The organism is Vibrio sp. 10N.261.52.C11, from assembly GCF_041471405.1.
Lineage (GTDB): Bacteria > Pseudomonadota > Gammaproteobacteria > Enterobacterales > Vibrionaceae > Vibrio > Vibrio crassostreae_C.
In genome coordinates this window covers 6,545-25,106 of record NZ_JBFROI010000077.1, presented here as the reverse complement: position 1 = coordinate 25,106, position 18,562 = coordinate 6,545, and the positions used below count along the sequence as shown (strand labels likewise).

18 protein-coding genes and 1 riboswitch are annotated in these 18,562 nt (G+C 42.3%); of the genes, 8 read left to right on the top strand and 10 right to left on the bottom strand.

What is annotated here, in order from left to right; translation table 11 throughout:
- Window positions 1-66: 66 nt before the first annotated feature.
- Window positions 67-1,608 (top strand): sodium:alanine symporter family protein, encoded by a 1,542-nt coding sequence (locus tag AB4323_RS22195; RefSeq protein ID WP_017063800.1) that lies wholly within the window; start codon window positions 67-69, stop codon window positions 1,606-1,608.
- A 143-nt stretch (window positions 1,609-1,751) separates the two neighbouring features.
- On the opposite strand, the gene AB4323_RS22190 is transcribed toward AB4323_RS22195, so the two are convergent.
- The 3 genes from AB4323_RS22190 to AB4323_RS22180 all read right to left on the bottom strand — a co-directional run bounded on the left by AB4323_RS22190 (window position 1,752) and on the right by AB4323_RS22180 (window position 3,332).
- On the bottom strand, window positions 1,752-1,979 hold the full coding sequence (locus tag AB4323_RS22190) for a hypothetical protein (RefSeq protein WP_065584878.1): 228 nt from the start codon (window positions 1,977-1,979) through the stop codon (window positions 1,752-1,754).
- Between the two features lie 322 nt (window positions 1,980-2,301).
- A complete protein-coding gene (locus AB4323_RS22185; protein WP_372153372.1) occupies window positions 2,302-3,036 on the bottom strand; it encodes a chromosome partitioning protein ParA in 735 nt (244 codons plus the stop codon).
- 137 nt (window positions 3,037-3,173) lie between these two features.
- Entirely contained in the window at window positions 3,174-3,332 is a 159-nt protein-coding gene (locus AB4323_RS22180) for a hypothetical protein (RefSeq protein ID WP_004733573.1), read from the bottom strand.
- A gap of 301 nt (window positions 3,333-3,633) precedes the next feature.
- Window positions 3,634-3,768, top strand: a riboswitch (glycine riboswitch).
- A 128-nt stretch (window positions 3,769-3,896) separates the two neighbouring features.
- Between AB4323_RS22180 and AB4323_RS22175 the strand changes: the two genes are divergently transcribed.
- The 3 genes from AB4323_RS22175 (at window position 3,897) to AB4323_RS22165 (ending at window position 6,920) form a co-directional block, all read left to right on the top strand.
- Window positions 3,897-5,267 (top strand): alanine/glycine:cation symporter family protein, encoded by a 1,371-nt coding sequence (locus tag AB4323_RS22175; RefSeq protein WP_372153370.1) that lies wholly within the window; start codon window positions 3,897-3,899, stop codon window positions 5,265-5,267.
- A 382-nt stretch (window positions 5,268-5,649) separates the two neighbouring features.
- Window positions 5,650-6,462 carry a transcriptional regulator gene (locus tag AB4323_RS22170; protein WP_372153368.1) on the top strand — a complete coding sequence of 271 codons (813 nt, stop codon included), beginning with the start codon at window positions 5,650-5,652 and terminating at the stop codon, window positions 6,460-6,462.
- Window positions 6,459-6,920 (top strand): hypothetical protein, encoded by a 462-nt coding sequence (locus tag AB4323_RS22165; protein ID WP_372153366.1) that lies wholly within the window; start codon window positions 6,459-6,461, stop codon window positions 6,918-6,920. The genes AB4323_RS22170 and AB4323_RS22165 overlap by 4 nt, the downstream gene beginning before the upstream one ends.
- 142 nt (window positions 6,921-7,062) lie before the next feature.
- Here the strand turns inward: AB4323_RS22165 and AB4323_RS22160 are convergent, their stop codons facing one another.
- Window positions 7,063-8,331, bottom strand: a complete 1,269-nt coding sequence (locus AB4323_RS22160) for an IS4 family transposase (protein WP_372153364.1) — start codon at window positions 8,329-8,331, stop codon at window positions 7,063-7,065.
- A gap of 549 nt (window positions 8,332-8,880) precedes the next feature.
- Between AB4323_RS22160 and AB4323_RS22155 the strand changes: the two genes are divergently transcribed.
- Complete coding sequence (locus AB4323_RS22155) at window positions 8,881-10,356, top strand: aerolysin family beta-barrel pore-forming toxin (RefSeq protein ID WP_372153362.1); 1,476 nt, start codon at window positions 8,881-8,883, stop codon at window positions 10,354-10,356.
- Window positions 10,357-10,462: 106 nt separating this feature from the next.
- Here AB4323_RS22155 and AB4323_RS22150 read toward each other — a convergent pair whose 3' ends face one another.
- Window positions 10,463-11,098 (bottom strand): LysE family translocator, encoded by a 636-nt coding sequence (locus AB4323_RS22150; RefSeq protein ID WP_017058961.1) that lies wholly within the window; start codon window positions 11,096-11,098, stop codon window positions 10,463-10,465.
- A gap of 296 nt (window positions 11,099-11,394) precedes the next feature.
- On the opposite strand from AB4323_RS22150, the gene AB4323_RS22145 reads away from it, so the two are divergent.
- Both AB4323_RS22145 and AB4323_RS22140 read left to right on the top strand, forming a co-directional pair.
- Complete coding sequence (locus AB4323_RS22145; RefSeq protein ID WP_372153360.1) at window positions 11,395-12,978, top strand: carboxypeptidase M32; 1,584 nt, start codon at window positions 11,395-11,397, stop codon at window positions 12,976-12,978.
- Between the two features lie 96 nt (window positions 12,979-13,074).
- Complete coding sequence (locus tag AB4323_RS22140) at window positions 13,075-14,388, top strand: type II toxin-antitoxin system HipA family toxin (protein WP_372153358.1); 1,314 nt, start codon at window positions 13,075-13,077, stop codon at window positions 14,386-14,388.
- Window positions 14,389-14,537: 149 nt separating this feature from the next.
- Here AB4323_RS22140 and AB4323_RS22135 read toward each other — a convergent pair whose 3' ends face one another.
- The 5 genes from AB4323_RS22135 to AB4323_RS22115 form a co-directional block, all read right to left on the bottom strand.
- Window positions 14,538-15,014 (bottom strand): hypothetical protein, encoded by a 477-nt coding sequence (locus tag AB4323_RS22135; protein ID WP_130341740.1) that lies wholly within the window; start codon window positions 15,012-15,014, stop codon window positions 14,538-14,540.
- Window positions 15,015-15,090: 76 nt separating this feature from the next.
- Entirely contained in the window at window positions 15,091-15,507 is a 417-nt protein-coding gene (locus tag AB4323_RS22130; protein ID WP_110957879.1) for a hypothetical protein, read from the bottom strand.
- Between the two features lie 47 nt (window positions 15,508-15,554).
- Complete coding sequence (locus AB4323_RS22125; RefSeq protein WP_110957880.1) at window positions 15,555-16,169, bottom strand: hypothetical protein; 615 nt, start codon at window positions 16,167-16,169, stop codon at window positions 15,555-15,557.
- Window positions 16,170-16,435: 266 nt separating this feature from the next.
- A complete protein-coding gene (locus AB4323_RS22120; RefSeq protein ID WP_130341739.1) occupies window positions 16,436-16,948 on the bottom strand; it encodes a hypothetical protein in 513 nt (170 codons plus the stop codon).
- Entirely contained in the window at window positions 16,948-17,472 is a 525-nt protein-coding gene (locus AB4323_RS22115) for a hypothetical protein (RefSeq protein ID WP_372153356.1), read from the bottom strand. The genes AB4323_RS22120 and AB4323_RS22115 overlap by 1 nt, the downstream gene beginning before the upstream one ends.
- 150 nt (window positions 17,473-17,622) lie before the next feature.
- Here AB4323_RS22115 and AB4323_RS22110 point away from each other — a divergent pair, with 150 nt between their 5' ends.
- Window positions 17,623-18,543, top strand: coding sequence for an IS5 family transposase (locus tag AB4323_RS22110; protein ID WP_372153354.1), 921 nt, complete (start codon window positions 17,623-17,625; stop codon window positions 18,541-18,543).
- The last annotated feature ends 19 nt before the right edge of the window (window positions 18,544-18,562 follow it).

Sequence of the window (18,562 nt, the reverse complement as noted above, 5' to 3'; positions counted from 1 at the left end):
TACAAATCAAATAGAAAACAAACACAACAGCAACAAACATAATTTATTAAAAAGACAGGGAAAACCATGAAAAACATACGTGAATTATTTTTTGGGTTTATATTATTGTTTAGTTCCAGTGCATTTGCAGAAGAAGGATCATTTAACCAAGCTATCAGCAACTTAAGTCAAAGTGTTGATGGGTTTTTCAACGACTACACAGGATGGTTCGTTGGACTCATATTTAAAAGTGTACCGGTTGGCGAAGCCAACTTCCCTATTATTGTTGGCTGGTTATTACTCGCTGCGTTGATCTTTACTGTTTACTTTGGCTTCGTTCAATTTAAGCGAGTCGGTATGGCTGTAGATATCATTAGAGGCAAGTACACAGACCCTAACTCAATAGAAGACGGCGAAGTTTCCCATTTTCAAGCTTTAGCTACTGCCCTTTCTGGAACCGTCGGGCTTGGTAACATTGCCGGTGTGGGTGCTGCACTTGCGATTGGTGGCCCTGGCGCGACATTCTGGATGATCTTGTGTGGCCTTCTGGGTATGGCTTCTAAGTTCTGTGAGTGTACCTTAGGTGTGAAATACCGAACTATCCTACCTTCAGGTGTTGTTTCGGGTGGTCCAATGTACTACCTAAGCCAAGGTCTGGGTGAAAGAGGTTTAGGCGGACTAGGTAAAGTGCTCGCTATTGGTTTCGCATTAATGTGTATTTTGGGCGCATTGGGCGGCGGTAACATGTTCCAAGCTAACCAAGCACACGCCATGTTAACTTACGCATTTGATGTACCAAGTGAATACGGTGTGATCACTGGCCTTGTACTTGCTTCTTTAGTTTTCTCTGTGATTGTTGGTGGTATGCCTTCTATCGCATCGGTAACGGAAAAAGTTGTTCCTTGGATGGCTGCTCTGTATATCGGTATGGCTCTGATTGTTATCGGTTCTAACCTTGATCAAGTCGGCCCTGCGTTCAGCGCAATCTTTACAGGTGCATTTACTGGTGAAGGTGTTGTTGGTGGATTTATTGGTGCGTTAATTCAAGGCTTGAAACGTGCAACGTTCTCGAACGAAGCAGGTGTAGGTTCAGCAGCTATCGCTCACTCAGCGGTTAAAACAAAAGAACCAATCACCGAAGGTCTAGTATCACTATTAGAACCGTTCGTTGATACGGTAATCATTTGTACAATGACCGCATTGGTTATCACTATTGCTGGCTTAAACGTAGGTCCATTCGATGGTTCTGGTTTAACGGGCGTAACGCTGACTGCTGCATCGTTTACTGAAACGGCAGAAGTATTCAAATACACACTCGCTCTCGCAGTAATCATGTTTGCGTTTTCTACCATGATCTCTTGGTCGTACTACGGTCTTAAAGCTTGGACTTACCTATTTGGTGAAGGCAAAACAACAGAGCTGATTTTCAAAGTGATGTTCTGTGTGTTTGTTGTTATTGGTGCCACGATTCAATTTGGTGCGGTAATCGACTTCTCTGATGCGGCTATCTTTGCGATGTCTATCTTCAACATTCTTGGTCTGTACTTCTTGATGCCAGTTGTGAAGAAAGAACTGCAATCGTTTGTTGCTCGTGTGAAATCAGGCGAAATCAAAACGTATGAGAAATAACGTTTAGTGGAATGAGGTTTTGCTCTAGTAGCTAACTGCATTCTAAGAAACGACACAGCTCTAAAAACGAAACTGTTCTAAAAATTTTTGTAAGACCCTTTGCTTGAGAAAGCGAGAACAGGACTGCAACTTATCCAAAATCCCTACCAGCTTGGCTTGTGGGGATTTTTTATGTCTGAACGATTAGGCGAATAACTACCTTCAATGCCCTGCTCACTCTTTTCACCCTTTTCACTCTGTTCATCATCGTGTTCAACATCGACACGACGAACCAACTCTTCTACTTTGATCATCTCTTTTTGCGCTAATGGCGAGCGACAATCATCGAAACAATAAGCTATGGTGCAGTTCTCACAAAGATACTCTGGCATCACTCCATCCCTTGTCGTCAAAGCAGCCAAATGCGAGCTAGCAATCGACTGCGTGTTCATCCTGAACAACACTATTATGCAGCGACTCTGAGCTGAAAATATGTATGCAAAGTCATTTAATAGACAACAAGTAACATATCATTGTGGATATACGTAACTATTCACAAATATCTAAGCAAACAATGAAAACACTTAAATAATCAATAATGAGAACGCACCGGATCTATGCTCTCGACAAACGCAAAACGCCCACATCACGTGTGTGATGTGGGCGTTTCAATATTTAATGCAAAACTAACGTTAGGTTGGTAAAGCCTTCGGCTTATAGACCCATCTCTTCAGTGAGCGTTTTGATCTGCTTGAGATCCATGGTGTGGACTTCAATCATTTGTCTTATATCACTCAGTCGAGAGTTAGCGTTATCTTGCTTCTCACACGCGTCAGATTTCGCATCCCATGATGTGCCATCTAAGTAAACATCACACGCTTTCTTAAGAGAACCAAGATTCTGCTCGAGTTGATCTCTTTCTTTCTCAAGTTTTTCAAGTTCTTGAGAAATCTGTAATTCTTTTCGGAAAACTTCACGCGCACGCTCAAACAAAGTCGATTGCATGTCAGCCTGACGATTAAGTTTCTGGTTGTCTTGCTGAGTTTGCTCTAACGTTTGCTTCTGTTCATTTAGCTGTTGCTCTAACGAGTAGTTCGCCTTCTCTAAAACCGAAGACTGCTTCGCTAATTCCTGGAGCTCTTTTTGATGCTCTTCCGTTTGTTTCACTAGAGCGGCTTCTACTTTCGCATCGAATTCGGTATCAACTTTTGCCACTTTAGTTTCAACGGATGTCATCAACTGTGCTCTGCTGTCATGCAGTTCTTGATAACGAGTTTCGAGTACCTGATAAGTGGACTCCCACTTCGAAGCCGTGATTGTAGAACCGATCAAGCCACCTAACGCCAAACCTATAACCGCAGCAATGCCGATATAAAGCTGACTGCGCTTATCGCGTTCTTCAATAACAACCACTTCATCTTGTTCGCTTTGTCCAGATTGCTGGTTCACTAGCGGGTACTCCCAAAAATTTGTTTAACGTTACACGGTCACTGATACTGATACTTTAAGCTCAACTAAACCTATTGCCCAAGCCAGAAGCACTTGAGCTTTGCTAACACGTTTATCCTATCTGCTCACAGACAGATTTAACGAGTTAACTCCGAAATCATCAGGCTGGCAGTATACAAAAGGAAGCTGCTAACGATAACAATCACTACCCATTTTTGCAGTTTTTCGTTTGTCCGGTAACGAAACAGCACAAATGCCAAAGCCAATAAAAAAACAATCGCTATTAATCGAGTCATAACTCCTCCTTGTTTCTCTATTTTATACCATTTAAATAAGCAAGTTACGTCAGAGACTCGTTGTTTGATCATTTAGTTGAACAACATTTGAGCAAACAGATATTTTGTAGCTGACATCACATTTTATATGATCTAGGATACGCCTACAGATTACCTAATTATTTAGGTAATTGTTCCGATGAAGACTGCAGGAGAGTGGTTTTTAACTAAATATTAACATTTAGTTAGATAAACCCGCCGAAGAAGTAAATCTTTCAGGCGCTTTGTGCTGGAGAAATCCAGAAAAGTGAGGACTGTCGTTGGAGGAACCTCTGGAGAGAACCGTACTACTTTTTTTGTAGCAAGCGGTCGCCGAAGGAGCAAGCTTAGTGCCCGTTACTTATCTATAAGTGATTCGCTAAGTGAAACTCTCAGGCAAAAGGACAGAGGAGTGGAAAGCAACAGCCTTAATTAACAAAAGAATTCTATCTAGAAATCCGTATGTATTAAGTAGTGCTATCGATCCCTGTGATCTGCACTGCCTTCCCTCTTCTCCTTAAATTTTTAATTTATTAAGGGGAAACTATGAACCATCTACAAGCTACACTTCAAACCATCAACCAATTCGTTTGGGGACCACCACTGCTTATTCTGCTAGTGGGAACGGGGATCTACTTTACTTTTCGCTTAGGCTTACTCCAGTTTAGACACCTTCCAACTGCACTAAAAATGGTGTTCACCAAAGACAAGTCCGGTACGGGTGACGTATCGAGTTTCGCCGCTTTGTGTACAGCACTTTCCGCAACTATTGGTACAGGTAATATCGTAGGTGTAGCGACCGCAATCAAGATTGGTGGCCCTGGTGCCCTATTCTGGATGTGGCTTGCCGCTGTATTTGGTATGGCGACCAAATACGCAGAATGTCTACTTGCCGTTAAATACCGTAGAACCGATAGCAATGGCGAAATGGTTGGCGGCCCAATGTACTACCTGCAATACGGTGTCGGCTCACGAATCTTAGCGGTAATGTTCGCTATCTTCGCGTTAGGTGTTGCCTGCTTCGGTATTGGTACCTTCCCACAAGTTAACGCTATCTTAGACGCGACTGAAATTTCATTTGGTGCTTCTCGTGAAATGTCTGCTGTCGTTCTTACGATATTGGTGGCAGTGGTAACCCTTGGTGGCATTCAATCTATCGCTAAGGTCGCAGGAAAAGTCGTTCCTACCATGGCTATCATGTACATCGTCGCGTGTTTAAGCGTTCTGGTTTCCAATGCCGACCAACTACTCAATGCTATTACCCTTGTTGTGACCTCTGCGTTTACCAACACCGCTGCAACCGGTGGTTTCTTTGGTGCAAGCATCATGCTTGCTATCCAATCAGGTATCGCTCGTGGTGTATTCTCGAACGAATCAGGCCTAGGTAGTGCGCCTATGGCAGCAGCAGCGGCTAAAACGGACTCGTGCGTGAAGCAAGGCCTTATCTCGATGACAGGTACCTTCTTTGACACCATCATCATCTGTACGATGACAGGCTTGGCGCTTATCTTAACGGGTGCTTGGCAAACCGACCTCTCTGGTGCAGCGATGACCACTAATGCATTCGCTGTGGGTTTAAACGCCGATACTTTAGGTCCAATGTTAGTTTCGATTGGCTTAATCTTCTTTGCGTTTACAACGATTTTAGGCTGGAACTACTATGGTGAGCGCTGTGTTGTTTTCTTGCTGGGTACTAAAGCGGTTCTACCTTACAAAATCATCTTCATTGCGTTGGTGGCTTCTGGTGCATTCCTAAAGCTCGACATGATCTGGCTGATGGCGGATATCGTGAACGGCCTAATGGCTATTCCTAACCTAATCGGTCTTATCTTGTTACGCCACGTTGTCATCGAAGAAACAAAGCTATTCTTCAAACCTTTAACTTCTTCAAATGATTGTGAAGCCGTTAAAGCATAACTTGAATTGATTGAATACAAAGCCCGCACTCAACTGCGGGCTTTTTATTTTCATCACATAGCGAAACGTCTTAAATTATTATGCAGCATATATGCCCTTATAAATAACAAGAATATTAAATCGACCACTATGCGATTTAATAAAGAAGATAGAAGACTACTAAAAAGAACACTAATAAAACCAACACTTAATTAGATATTACTTATATTTAACAGATTGTGCGTAGGTGTCAGGCGTTTTGTAACAAACATATTAAATTTCTTTTCGTTTCAACGACACAAAAAACCAGAAGAATAAAACATGTGACTTTAATTCATATATTAGTCAGTTTATAGTCATCTACATTGTAGAGAGAATTATAATAAAAATAAACGTTGGCTATATGATCAGATTCGACCCGATTAAAAACCGTATTTATAACGATGAACGTTCTATTAAAGTAGGATACCGTGAAACTCGGGGCCTGGAGTTATTACATAAAAACTCACCCGATATTGTTAACAAACAAGATATTATTAGCTTCGCTTGGGGAAACGAGTTCATAGGGGATACGTCACTAGCGAAAAGTATAAGTTTACTGCGCCAAGGGTTCGTTAGATTAGGCATCAAAGAAACCCCAATCGTCACCGTTCCTAAGGTGGGCTATCGCCTTATCGATGAGTGCGTGGTAATCGACTCCCCCATCAATAATGCAGCCACAACTCCCCTTGCTGATGCGAGCAACCTGATACCCGTCGGCAATAACGGTATTGCTATCGGTGCAGCTGTTGCAGTCGAACCTAAGCCTAACCCTAAACAAAGTTCGTCGGCTTACTTTCCCACTGCTGAAAACCGAAACAAGTTGTGCTACTTCACCACTGGCTGCTTACTGTTGGCATCAGCGTTATTGGCTTTTGCTAAGGTTAATGAGAGAAACCTCAGCGATATCAACCCCGTTAACCGGCTCAGCGAGCAATGGATAGGTCAAATACAAGTTTTCCAAGCCCCTGAAATGGCGATGACGCCAGAGCTAGAAAGCATTCTCTATCAGTATCAATGTGATTGCGTGGCGTACATTAGCGAAGAAGCGGAATATTCTGAGCTCTCTATTCTGAACAAAGCCACACGCCAGTCCGTCAACATCTTTTACACGCCAACCCAACTAGATCAAGCCAGTACCGAACTGGCCCTATTCCTAGAAAGAGGTCAATTATGATGCCAATCGTTGCGCTCACTTCTGCATTCGTTTTATTGGTTGGCATATGGAGTATCCCTTCGCCCCAACCAAAAGAAGAGCATCGCTACCAACATAGCGTGGTGGACCTGATAGTGAATGACAATGTATTACGTACCGACGGATTAACGAAAATAAGTAACAACAAGGTGCTGCACCTGATGTCCGTTCAAGACGACAACATGCCCGACCCACTTGTTCTGCGATTCAGAGGAACAGCCCGTCCTTCTCAATCACTTTTCTTTTCTATTTCTGGCACCATTGACTTAGTCTCTGTGCAAAAAATAAATAAAACAATGAATGACAGCCGATTGGCGCCTTACCTGTTAATCAACAATGACCCATTAACGGTAAAGATTGATATCTTAAGTTCGAATGATTTATTTGCCATCATTAAAACGTGTAATACAGGCCGAACGCAACTTCTGGCCAAACGATAATTAGAGATAGTTTAACCACTAGCAACAAGTGCCCTATTATCAAGTAGCAAGCTTTTCCGATATTACACATAAAAAACGGATGGTTATTTTCATTATTTTATCAGTAATACAATTATTACAGTCTTCCTTCATAGACAGAACCTTAAGCACTAAGCTCAGCGTAAATTCCGTCTAACGTAATGTTTTCTTTAGACTTCCTCTGCGCGGACTTTTGAGCGTTCCTTGATATATAACTGGTAGCCCATTCGATTTTATTGCTGATTTCTGACCATGCGCCATGACTGATACATTCAAATATTGGTAACAGCCAGACATCCACATTTTTTGCCGCTTTAAACAATGAGACCGATGGCATTATCTGAAGCGCAATACTACGCCTAATGATCAGCGCAAGTAAACTGGCCCAGATGAGCCCATCAACGATGGCCTTTTGTGCGGTGACAAATCGTTGCCAGTTGGTGTGAGACTTTAACTCTTTAAAAAGCAGTTCCACCTGCCATCGACAGCGGTAGATCGCCATGATGTCATCGGCAGTAAAGGTGTCTGAAGGTAAGTTAGTTATCCAAATGCAGAATCGTTTTTCTTCAGCAAACCATCGTCGCACGACTCTAAACTCTTGTTTACCTCGACGGACTTTTAGGTCAAGGACCTGCGAACGGTTGGTACCTCGAGTAATGTCTTTCAGCTTCTTCCCTTCTAGCTTAGGCAGCAGTCGCCCCTTGCCGTTCCTTGCCTCAATAATCATAGGGTTCAGAGACTTAGCACCTCGGACAATATAGAATCCGCCATGCTGTTCAAGCTCTCGAAAGAAGTGGAAATCAGGATACCCTGCGTCAGCTAACAGCAATTTGTTGTTCATCGTTTTGGGCTCAGGTAAAAAATCTCTTTCTGATGCCGTATCAGCGCTGATGTTCATCGCGACTGGAGAAAAGCTTTTCAACGACATTGTCATATGACATTCAACCGCTGCAGGGTTACGTTTAAATCGACTCGGATAAACATCCGCCAGGTCACGATGGATGTGGAAAGAGTTGCCATCTTGAAGCAGTACATCATCAAAGGTGTCGAGCTTATTTGGTAGACCGACATTCTGCTGGCGAGAAAATTGAGCTATTGCTCGCATAACAAGTTGCCGCATGAAATTAGGAAACTCATTTTTCCTCAACTGGTTATGGTAAGGCTTGTATGCCACGGCACCTTCAGGGCTCAAGCACATCCCATTGAATTGTCGCAGTAAATCCGCAATGGAAGTGCAGTTTCCTTTGCTTAACGCGGCCACTAAGCTAATGACTAGCTGCTCGGGTAATATCGCCCGACACCGTTTCATCAGGCCAGTACTTCTCGCCATTTTTTGGAGGGTGTCAGCATTAAAGAATTGCTTAAATTGCTTCTGTAAGGAGATAATCGTCATCGGCTTCACTATTGATGTAGGTAGTTTGTTTGGCGACGATTATCTGATCATAAATGAAGCCTTTTTTCTATCTAAATAAACAAGTTAGCTCTTAAGATCCTGTCTATGAGTCTTCCTTACTTTAAGTGTTTGCATTTTAAAACCGATAGCAAAGCAAAATATTCAAGTTAGATTTTTACTCTTTGTCACTCACTACCTGCCCACCTTAAAACTACGAGTATTGTGAATGGTTATACCTGTTCTTCTAATTAACCATTCATACAAACGCCAAAAATAACGTCAAATAATTTTGACGTCTAAGCCCGAATAATGGGCCTTCATTTTTCTAAAAACGGTTTGAGCCCCATCAAACAATTTACGTTCAGTTGCATACTCTTTCACTGTAAAAACACTAATGACAATACAAGCCATTGAATTAACTGGGTAATTTAATTCAACCCTTTTCAGTATCTATCTATTTATCAACATGAAAAAGTGAACTTGTCTTGTTAACTGCACGGCACACAAAACATTATCAAAATAGAAAAATTACAAATGAGGGAATTGTTAATGATCACAGTAAACAGAAGTCTCTTAGCAACCGCAGTGTTGTCTGTTCTATCAACCGGTGAAAATGCGAAGATTTACCCAGACCAAATAGTGTTTGACCAACTTGGTGAAGATGTCTGTCGCTCTGGTTATCGTCCTATAGACCGTTATGAAGCAGAAGAGCAGAAGAGTACTTTGGTCGCTCGCATGGGCACTTGGCAGATCACCGGGTTAAAAGGAAACTGGGTAATCATGGGGCCGGGTTATCATGGCGAAATTAAGCAATCAAGCAGTGGGTCAACGTTCTGTTACCCAAACAACGACCAATCTGAAATCCCTAACTATTCCGCCAAATCGGTTCAGGAAGGCAGCGAAATCGATGTTCAGTATGAATTAGTGAACAACCGTAACGACTTTGTACGCCCATTAAGCTACTTAGCCCACAACCTAGGTTACGCTTGGGTTGGCGGTAATAACAGTCAGTACGTGGGCGAAGACATGACGATAAAGCGCTCTGGCAACAGTTGGGTAATACAAGGAAATAACAATGGCTCTTGTAGCGGCTATCGCTGTGATGAAAAAACCAAAATCACCGTCGACAATTTTGCCTACACCGTTAACGACGACAACTTTTGGCATGGTGATGTTGTCGAGTCGGATCGTGAACTAGTGAAAACGGTTTACGCGACGGCAAGAAACAACAGCAACATCGCGCAACAAGTGGTGGTAGACCTAAAAGTAGACGAATCAACAAACTGGTCGAAAACGAACAGCTACGGATTCTCACAGAGCGTTCAAACAGAGAACACCTTCAAGTGGCCTTTGGTTGGCGAAACTAAGCTCACCGTTAAGTTCGAGGCTAACCAAAGCTTCGCTGAAACAAATGGCAACTCCACTAGCGAACAAGTAACACTTCAAGCTCGTCCTATGGTTCCTGCGAATTCGGAGCTACCGATTCGAGTTGAGCTGTATCGTTCAAGCATCTCTTACCCGTACCGATTCAACGCCGATATTAGCTACGATGTTGAATTCAACGGCTTCCTTCGTTGGGGTGGCAACGCGTGGCACTCTCATCCAGATAACCGCCCGTACAAGGCTCATACCTTCACCATGGGCCGTGGCAGCAGTGAATCTGCCGACATTCGCTACCAATGGGATCACCGTTACATCCCAGGTGAAACTAAATGGTGGGATTGGGGCTGGGCGATTAAAGAAGCTGGCTTATCAAGCATGCAATACGCGACTGGCGGAAGCTTACGCCCCTTCCACTCTTACGTGTCTGGAGATTTCTACGCTGAATCTCAATTTGCAGGTACTATCGAAATTGGACAAGCAACACCAATTACTAACAATCTACGCAGCAAAAGAAGTACTGATTCCGTCAACGAATCTACTGAGCGCATTGGCGACATCGAAGTTACCACCAACTTTAACGCAGATGAGTTGAGTGACTTAGGTTTCGAAGGTGCTGAGATGAACATTAGCGTCGTTGAATAACTGCGCTGTAGAATAAGATCGGTACAAAGATCTACCAGTAATAAAGCACAAAGCCCACGACACATCGTGGGCTTTCATATATTCATGTTCAACTGAAAACGGTGAACTACACAGGCTCTTCCATCAGAAGCTTAACACCCAGCCCAACCAGCACCATGCCCGTCACGCCTTCCATCCACTTCATAAAACTCGCGTTTTTGAGCAAATTTTTAGCCGAGTTAAGCGCGCCAGCCAAACCACATTGCCATACCATCGCAATCATAAAGTGTACCGAAGCCATCAACATAGATTGCAATAAAGGCGAACCTTCAGGGTTTACAAATTGAGGTAAAAAGGCCAGATAGAAAACTGCTGTTTTTGGGTTAAGAACGTTAGACAGAAAGCCTTCACGCAAAGAACGCTTTGCACTGTAAGCCTGCTGAGCTTGTTCTCCGACCTTCAAACCGCCACCGTTTTTCATCAACGCTCGCAAACTGCTTAAGCCAAGCCAGATGAGGTAAACCGCACCTACCATCTTAACGGCTTGAAAGAGTTCAGCGGATTGGGCGAGGATTGCAGATATACCCACAGCAGAGAAAAACGCGTGTACATACAAGCCGCTACAAATACCAAAGCTCGTCATACAACCGTCAGCTAAGCCAGAGCGGCTAGTATTGCGAATCACCAAAGCCGTATCTAAGCCCGGCGTTAGCGTTAAAATAGTGATGGCAATTAGAAATGCCTCAAAGTTCAAAATATCCATATCATTGTCATTTTTGTTCAGCGATCTATCATCAATACCGTGTATCTGAACAATTCGCAAGCAACAATTGCCACCAGCTATACAACTCACTGATTTTGTGCACAATAGAACAGTTTGATTTGTTAAGAAATAGTAAATTCAAGGCATCGTACCGCCTCATGCTTTTCTTGCTATATCTTCGACTGCGAAGGTCGGCGTCATTAAAAAGCCAAGCCATAATCAAAGTACACGAGATGAACCTTAACGCTGACGCAGCCCTAAGGATCATTTAAAGAAACCAAATTAAGAGTAGTCAAATGAGCGCATTCAAAAAACTAGTCGAACACTCTCAAAAATGTTCACGCTTTCAACACCTAGCTTCTATTTGTGGTTGGGACCAAGCTTCAATGATGCCAGCAGGTGGTAACCAAGCTCGTAGTGAAGCGATGGCCGAGCTTTCTGTTCATATTCACGGCTTAATGACTCAACCACAGCTTGGCAATTGGATTGCAGACGCTGAAAATGAAGCGCTGAACACTGAGCAACAATCGTCACTTCGTGAAATAAAACGCCAGTGGCAACAAGCAAACCTACTTCCAGAAAAACTGGTTGAAGCGAAATCTCTATCGGGTTCAAAATGTGAACATGCGTGGCGTAGCCAACGCGGTAACAACGACTGGGTTGGATTCGAAAAGAACTGGCGTGAAGTGGTTGAGCTTTCTCGTGAAGAAGCGCAGATTCGCGCAGACGCAGCCAATCTAACGCCTTATGATGCGATGCTGGATATTTATGAACCGGGCACCAGCTCTACTTCACTTGATACCCTATTTGCAGACGTTAAAACTTGGCTTCCAGGTTTAATTGATGAAGTGATCGAAAAACAATCGAGCGAGCAATTTAACGCACCATCAGGTATCTATTCGACCGAGAAACAGAAAGCACTGGGTTTAGAAGTCATGAAGCTGCTTCAGTTCGATTTTGAACACGGCCGATTGGATGAAAGTGTTCACCCATTCTGTGGCGGCGTCCCTTCAGACGTGCGTATCACAACACGCTATGACGAAGCGGAATTCGTTCAAAGCTTAATGGGTATTGTGCATGAAACAGGCCACGCACGTTACGAACAAGGCTTACCAAAACACCTAGCAGGACAACCAGCGGGGGAAGCTCGTTCTATGGGCATTCATGAATCTCAATCTTTATTCTTCGAGATGCAAGTCGGCCGCAGCGACCCGTTCATTGGACACTTAGCGAACTTGGCTGGTCAGCAATTCTCAGGCTCAGAATTTGAGAAAGAAAACTTCCAGAAGATCTACACGCGCGTGAAGAAAGACTTCATCCGTGTCGATGCTGATGAACTCACCTACCCTGCACACGTTATCCTGCGTTACGAGATTGAGCGTGACTTGATCAACGGCAAGATCAAACACACTGACGTGCCAGAGTTATGGAATACCAAGATGCAGTCTTACCTTGGTTTAAGCACTCAAGGTAACTTCACTAACGGCTGTATGCAAGACATCCACTGGACAGATGGTAATCGAACACTCATCACAAAAAGACAACCCACTGAAAAAAAAGGGAAAAGAGCAAACAACTACAACTATAGAGATGGTTGCATGCAAGACATTCATTGGTGTGATGGGAGCTTTGGGTACTTCCCAAGTTATACTTTAGGAGCTATGTACGCAGCTCAATTTATGGCTGCGATGCGCAAAACAATCGATGTGGATGATGCAATCCGCAGTGGTAATTTAAGTCCTATCTTCGCTTGGTTAAGTAAAAATATCTGGAGTAAGGGAAGCTTGCTGACAACCGATGAACTGGTTAAAGCGGCTACAGGTGAAGTATTAAATCCTGAGCACTTTAAGAACCATCTTAAATCTCGCTATTTGGGTTAAATTAGTTTTCACAAGTAGTATACGGGTTTAGGAATTTCCTAGACTCGTTTCATGGATTTCAGCGATCGTTTATAGTTATGGAAAAACAAAAGCAGTATGAAGAGCCTCTTAGTCGCACACATCAACAACACCAAAGTTGGCCATCTAACCAGACTTGACGACGGCAGTCTGCAATTTTGCTATGACGATAATTGGTTAGATGAGCCGAATGCCTACCCAATTTCACTATATCTTCCACTTCAAAGTCAACCGCACATAGGTGACCCTGTAGCAAAATATTTTGATAATCTGTTACCCGACCTAACTTCAACACGTGAGAACATACAGCGGCGCTTTAGCACCGACTCCACAAATACCTTCGACTTATTGCATGCAACTGGTCGAGACTGCGTAGGCTCATTATCATTAGTGCCTGAAACTGAAATTAAGGATAGTGTAGCTCCAACCAAGTTGGAGCCACTTTCAGTTGATGATTTGCGCAGTATCATAACTGCTCATAAGCAGCAGAACCCACTTGGCATGATCAATAAGCATGACTTCCGCATCACAATATCAGGGGCGCAAGAGAAAACCGCACTACTTAAGATTAAAAATGATTGGTTTTTACCCAATTTGGATTATCCAAGTACTCATATTCTCAAATTTCCGATTGGCGTTATTCATCAACCATTCGCTACACTAGACATGACCGAGAGCGTTGAAAATGAGTACTTCTGTATCAAACTAGCAGAAGCAATGGGGTTCAAAGTACCTAGCGTAGAGATATTAGACTTTGATAATGTGAAATCTTTAGTTGTTGAACGGTTTGATCGTGCATGGTCTGCAAGTACAGGTTCGCTTATAAGATTAGCTCAAGAAGATATGTGCCAAGCATTGTCTTTACCCACCAGCATGAAATATCAAGCTGACGGAGGAATTGGTATTGTAGAAATAATGCAGCTATTGAACAGCTCCACTAACGCAGAGAAAGACCGTGATAACTTCATGCGCTTCCAAGTTTTTCAATGGTTGATAGGCGCAACCGACGGTCATTCAAAAAACTTTTCAATTTTTATTGAGACCAACGGTGCTTATAGACTAACACCTTTCTACGACATTATGTCAGCCTATCCCGCATCAAATGGCAAAGGTATAAACACGCGTAAACTAAAGTTAGCTATGTCTCTCAAATCCACTTCAAGCGGCAATAAGTGGCATCTAGAAAAGATTTATCCCCGTCACTTTATTGCAACAGCAGAAACTGTTGGTTTCTGCACAATTCGAATGCAAGAGATACTTGACGAGTTTGTTGAGTCCTTTCCGAATGCTATTGACCAAGTAGTTAGCCACCTACCCAACGGCTTTCCTGCTCAAATCATAGATTCCACTGTCAGCAACTCGCTTAGAATTCTTGGCAAAATAAAGCTCTAGCCGATCAGGGGATAGCGGTTTTTGAAAAATTTTGAAAAAATGAGTCTGGACAAACCAGATCTAGCCACAACCAGCTACCTCGAAGATGGACAGAAGTGAGTTAACGTAAATACTCTACGACTTCGCTCTCAGGTAAATGAACTGAAGCTCTATTTTTTGTGTAAGAGGGCTTTTAGATCGTGGCCAAAATGATTTTTTATCAGGCTATATGATTTGCCTATAGGTGATGTTCCAAGTGCACTAATATTAAGCTCTTTAACCTCTTTCTTACTGAATAAACCATGAAACTCAGAGCTTTTGCTAAATATCACACGTTCTAATGAAAATCCCTTCGAATTAAATTGATCTGCACTCAAGTCGATGATGTAACCATTGTACTCTATCCAAGCATGTGACAATTGTTGATTATCGCCCAAACCGCGAGCTGAAACATATTTGCACTCAATGCCAAATTTAATAAATAGATGCATAGCCGCTAATAGAGCCGTATCTCCACAACAGCCTGTAGGGAATTTAGTTAAGCATGCTCTAAAAGCTGTACCACTTGGGAACCAACTTTTAGGAGTACTTTCTAGCGCATTTCGTAAGAATAGCAACTCACTAAAAATATCTGAATTCTCATTCATAATAATCCTTTATATAATGATGTCTTGTTATGGCTGAAAGAAAAAAGAAACGCATTGCTATTCTCTATTGAAGTTTTTAAATATTTTTTACTCGACTTAATATGCTGTCATAACAACGCGTATATCCGTATAAACTTCCCATGCGATTTAGAGAATCCCGACGTGGTGAATACGTCTCAAGTAATTCAAACTTGCTGTGAAATGGAGATTCTGATGCAACGATAAAATCTTCATCAACTTCAGAAAACTGATGTGCTGTTAAATCAATAATCAAGTCATTTACGACAACCCAATAGTGAATTGAGCTTTCAAATTGGTTGCGTGTATACACAACATCTTTTATACCTTCTGATTCAAGATAAAGCGCTAGCATCTGACTTGTTGCTTCACATGAACCATAAGGAAAATCACTAAGCTCGGTTTCAATAAAGTCCGCCTCGGTGAGTTCCAAAATAAGTGCTTCTCTAAATACTTTCACTAACTCGGCTATCAAACCATTCTCCTTTTTACCAATACGACAAGTTTCTGTTTTTATATTTATCACCAACGAAGCAAGTGAATCTCAAGCCCACCTGCAACTTTTGTCTCGATAGTAGTTGGTCGTCGATTAAAATACACAAGCAATTCAAACTCATGCCCAAATTTATGGTCTTTGCCGAATGGTCCATATATCGCTTTAAAATCATGCTTTAATGGAGTTTCGATAACGTAGACTTTGCTATGTTTTCCATACCCATTTTTTAACGCATGGTAGACCGCGATATATGGTGATAACGTGGTTGAGACGGGGTGTGTCCATGCATCATTTTGATTATCAGAACACACCCCACGAAACAAAAGTTGACCTTTTGGCAATAAAACCCCTTTTTCTCGAATTTCCTTTTTCAACTCAGAGTACCGATGAAAATCAAATTTTTTGTATTCTCTCTGATAGCTGTTAAACACTGGAGTATAAATATTGCGCTGTCTAATATCTTGCCAATTATCTAAAACTAAGGATGATTCAAGGGTACTTTCAAGCTCAATCTGAGTTCTCGGCTTACGATAGTTGTTGGGAGCTATTTCGTAACATACATTTTCAGCGAATATTTCTAGGACACTATCTAGTCGGCCATCCCAGCCTATACAAGAAAAATCAAACCTACCAATACTCATTATTTACCTCAGTGATACAGCACTTGCGTCTTGTAGTGTAGTGACATAGTGAACTTAGCAATCGAATTAAGCATCTGTTTTTACTATACTTGCCTACAAATTGAATTACTAAATGTAAGTCAATTTGTATTTCTATCCATTGAGTCAGCTCAGATCAAGCTGAATCGAAGATGGAAAAAAGTGAGTCAGTGTCCTCATTAGATTAGTAATCCATGGATTACTTCAAGTACAGGAGACTTCACCAGAAAAAGGCAAGACCTGCGCCGTTAGATAGCTTTCATTTTTGCGAGAAGGTTTAGTATTAAAGCGTCTACTTCTTCCGATTGAGCGGGTACAATTGTATCTGATGATGAAGACTTGTAACCGTAGGTACTTTGGCACAACTCATTTGAAGCTAAGGTCGCACAAAGGCTGCTATCATCTGTAAAACCAATAGCTTCAAACACAACCATTGCCCCGATAAATAGCAGTGAGAGTAAACTAGTAAAAAACTGAAGACGTATCTTCCAAAGTAAGGCCCCCTTAGCCTTATCAGTCAATGGCGCTTTATTCTTTTGTTTTTCATGGCTGTATGATTCTTGTTTCATCTTAGAATCGATTACAACTTCAAATGCCTTGTAGCAAAAAAACGCACTGACCATGACAAACATTATGGACAAGATAAGCAGAATACTTGTAAGAAATAGCTTTGCATTCGCCCCTATTGCGGCAGTAAAAGCAAGTATGGCAATAAGAGTCAAAAGTAAGTGTTTTGAGAAATCGAGAATGCTATCTACCATTACGCTACCTCATTGAGATCGCTTTGGTTCAATTTCAGAACAAGATCCACTACTACTTTTTTCATTGTTCTTGCGTCTTTACTATTTTTTATAAGGAGCAATAGACCTCCTAGGCGAAAGCTATCTTCAATACTCGCTTCTGCAAGTACTTCGAATATCTTATTGAATTTACTGAAACCGCGCTTTTTAAATCGCTCCAGATCTCCATCATCTGTATGCTGAAGGATAAGTTCGCCCACTTTATTAAGGTTGACACCTTTATCAACGGTATGGGCTTTTAACATTCCCTTATATGGTGTAGTCATATGACCATATATTCGAGTGAAATCAAAAATATTAGCGTAAAACCTAACAGTTTTTGTTTTCATTTTTTGAGGGCTTACTTTGCTTTGAATGCCATCTGAGGTTAAGAGCGCTTCTTCATTCATTAGATCGATAGAATTAATAATAAACGCTCTTACAATTTCACGGCCAAGAGACGAGTGCTTGTTCTCATCGTATAAAAGTAACCAGAGAGCAATCACATAGTAATACTTGTTGCTTGCCTTAAGAACGACATCGACATAAGAAGTGCCTTTGTAGTTGATATAGCACGTGGCTTTGTTGCGTAATTCAATGGAACTAAATCAAGAACCTACGATCTGATCAGCTACCTCCCCCCCTCTCGTAGCCCTATGCCTAAGCCTCGTTACAAAACAACCAACTGGAAGCAATACAACCAATCACTCATTAACCGTGGCTCTCTGACCTTTTGGATTGATGAAGAAGCAATAAGCGGGTGGGCGCAAAGTAAACAGAATAAGCGCGGGAGGCCGCGTCGGTTCAGTGATTTAGCTATCACGACAGCACTCATTGTGAAACGAGTTTTTTCTATGCCATTGAGAGCGCTGCAAGGATTTATCGACTCGGTATTTAGACTCGCCCATGTTCCATTGAGTTGTCCACATTACACCTGCATCAGTCGTAGAGCCAAGCAGGTTGAGGTCTCATTTAAGACTAAAACGAGAGGGGCGATACAGCACTTAGCTATTGATGCTACTGGCCTTAAGGTTTATGGCGAAGGTGAATGGAAAGTCAAAAAACACGGGACGGATGGCAAGCGTAGAGTCTGGCGAAAGCTGCATATTGCAGTTGATACAAGCACTCATGAAATTATAGCAGCCGAACTAAGTTTATCGACGGTTACAGATGGGGAAGTACTCCCGAATTTACTTAAACAGACACGTCGAAGTCTTCTTGAGGTGTCTGGTGATGGCGCTTACGACACGAGAGCGTGTCACGCTGCTATTAAGATTAAGGGAGCCATTGCGCTTGTTCCCCCAAGAGAAGGGGCAGCCTTCTGGGAGCGTGGTCATCCTCGAAATCTCGCCGTGGGTTGCCAGAAGTTATACGGCTCAAATAAGTATTGGAAAGAGCGGTATGGATACCACAAACGTTCATTGTCAGAAACAGCGATGTATCGAGTTAAACAGTTGCTAGGAGGACGATTGAGCTTAAGAAATTACAATGCGCAGGTGGGTGAAACTTACGCGATGATAAAAGCGTTGAACAAGCTTACTGGGTTAGGTATGCCTGAAACTTGTCGTATTGATTAAGAAATACGCGAAACGGGGT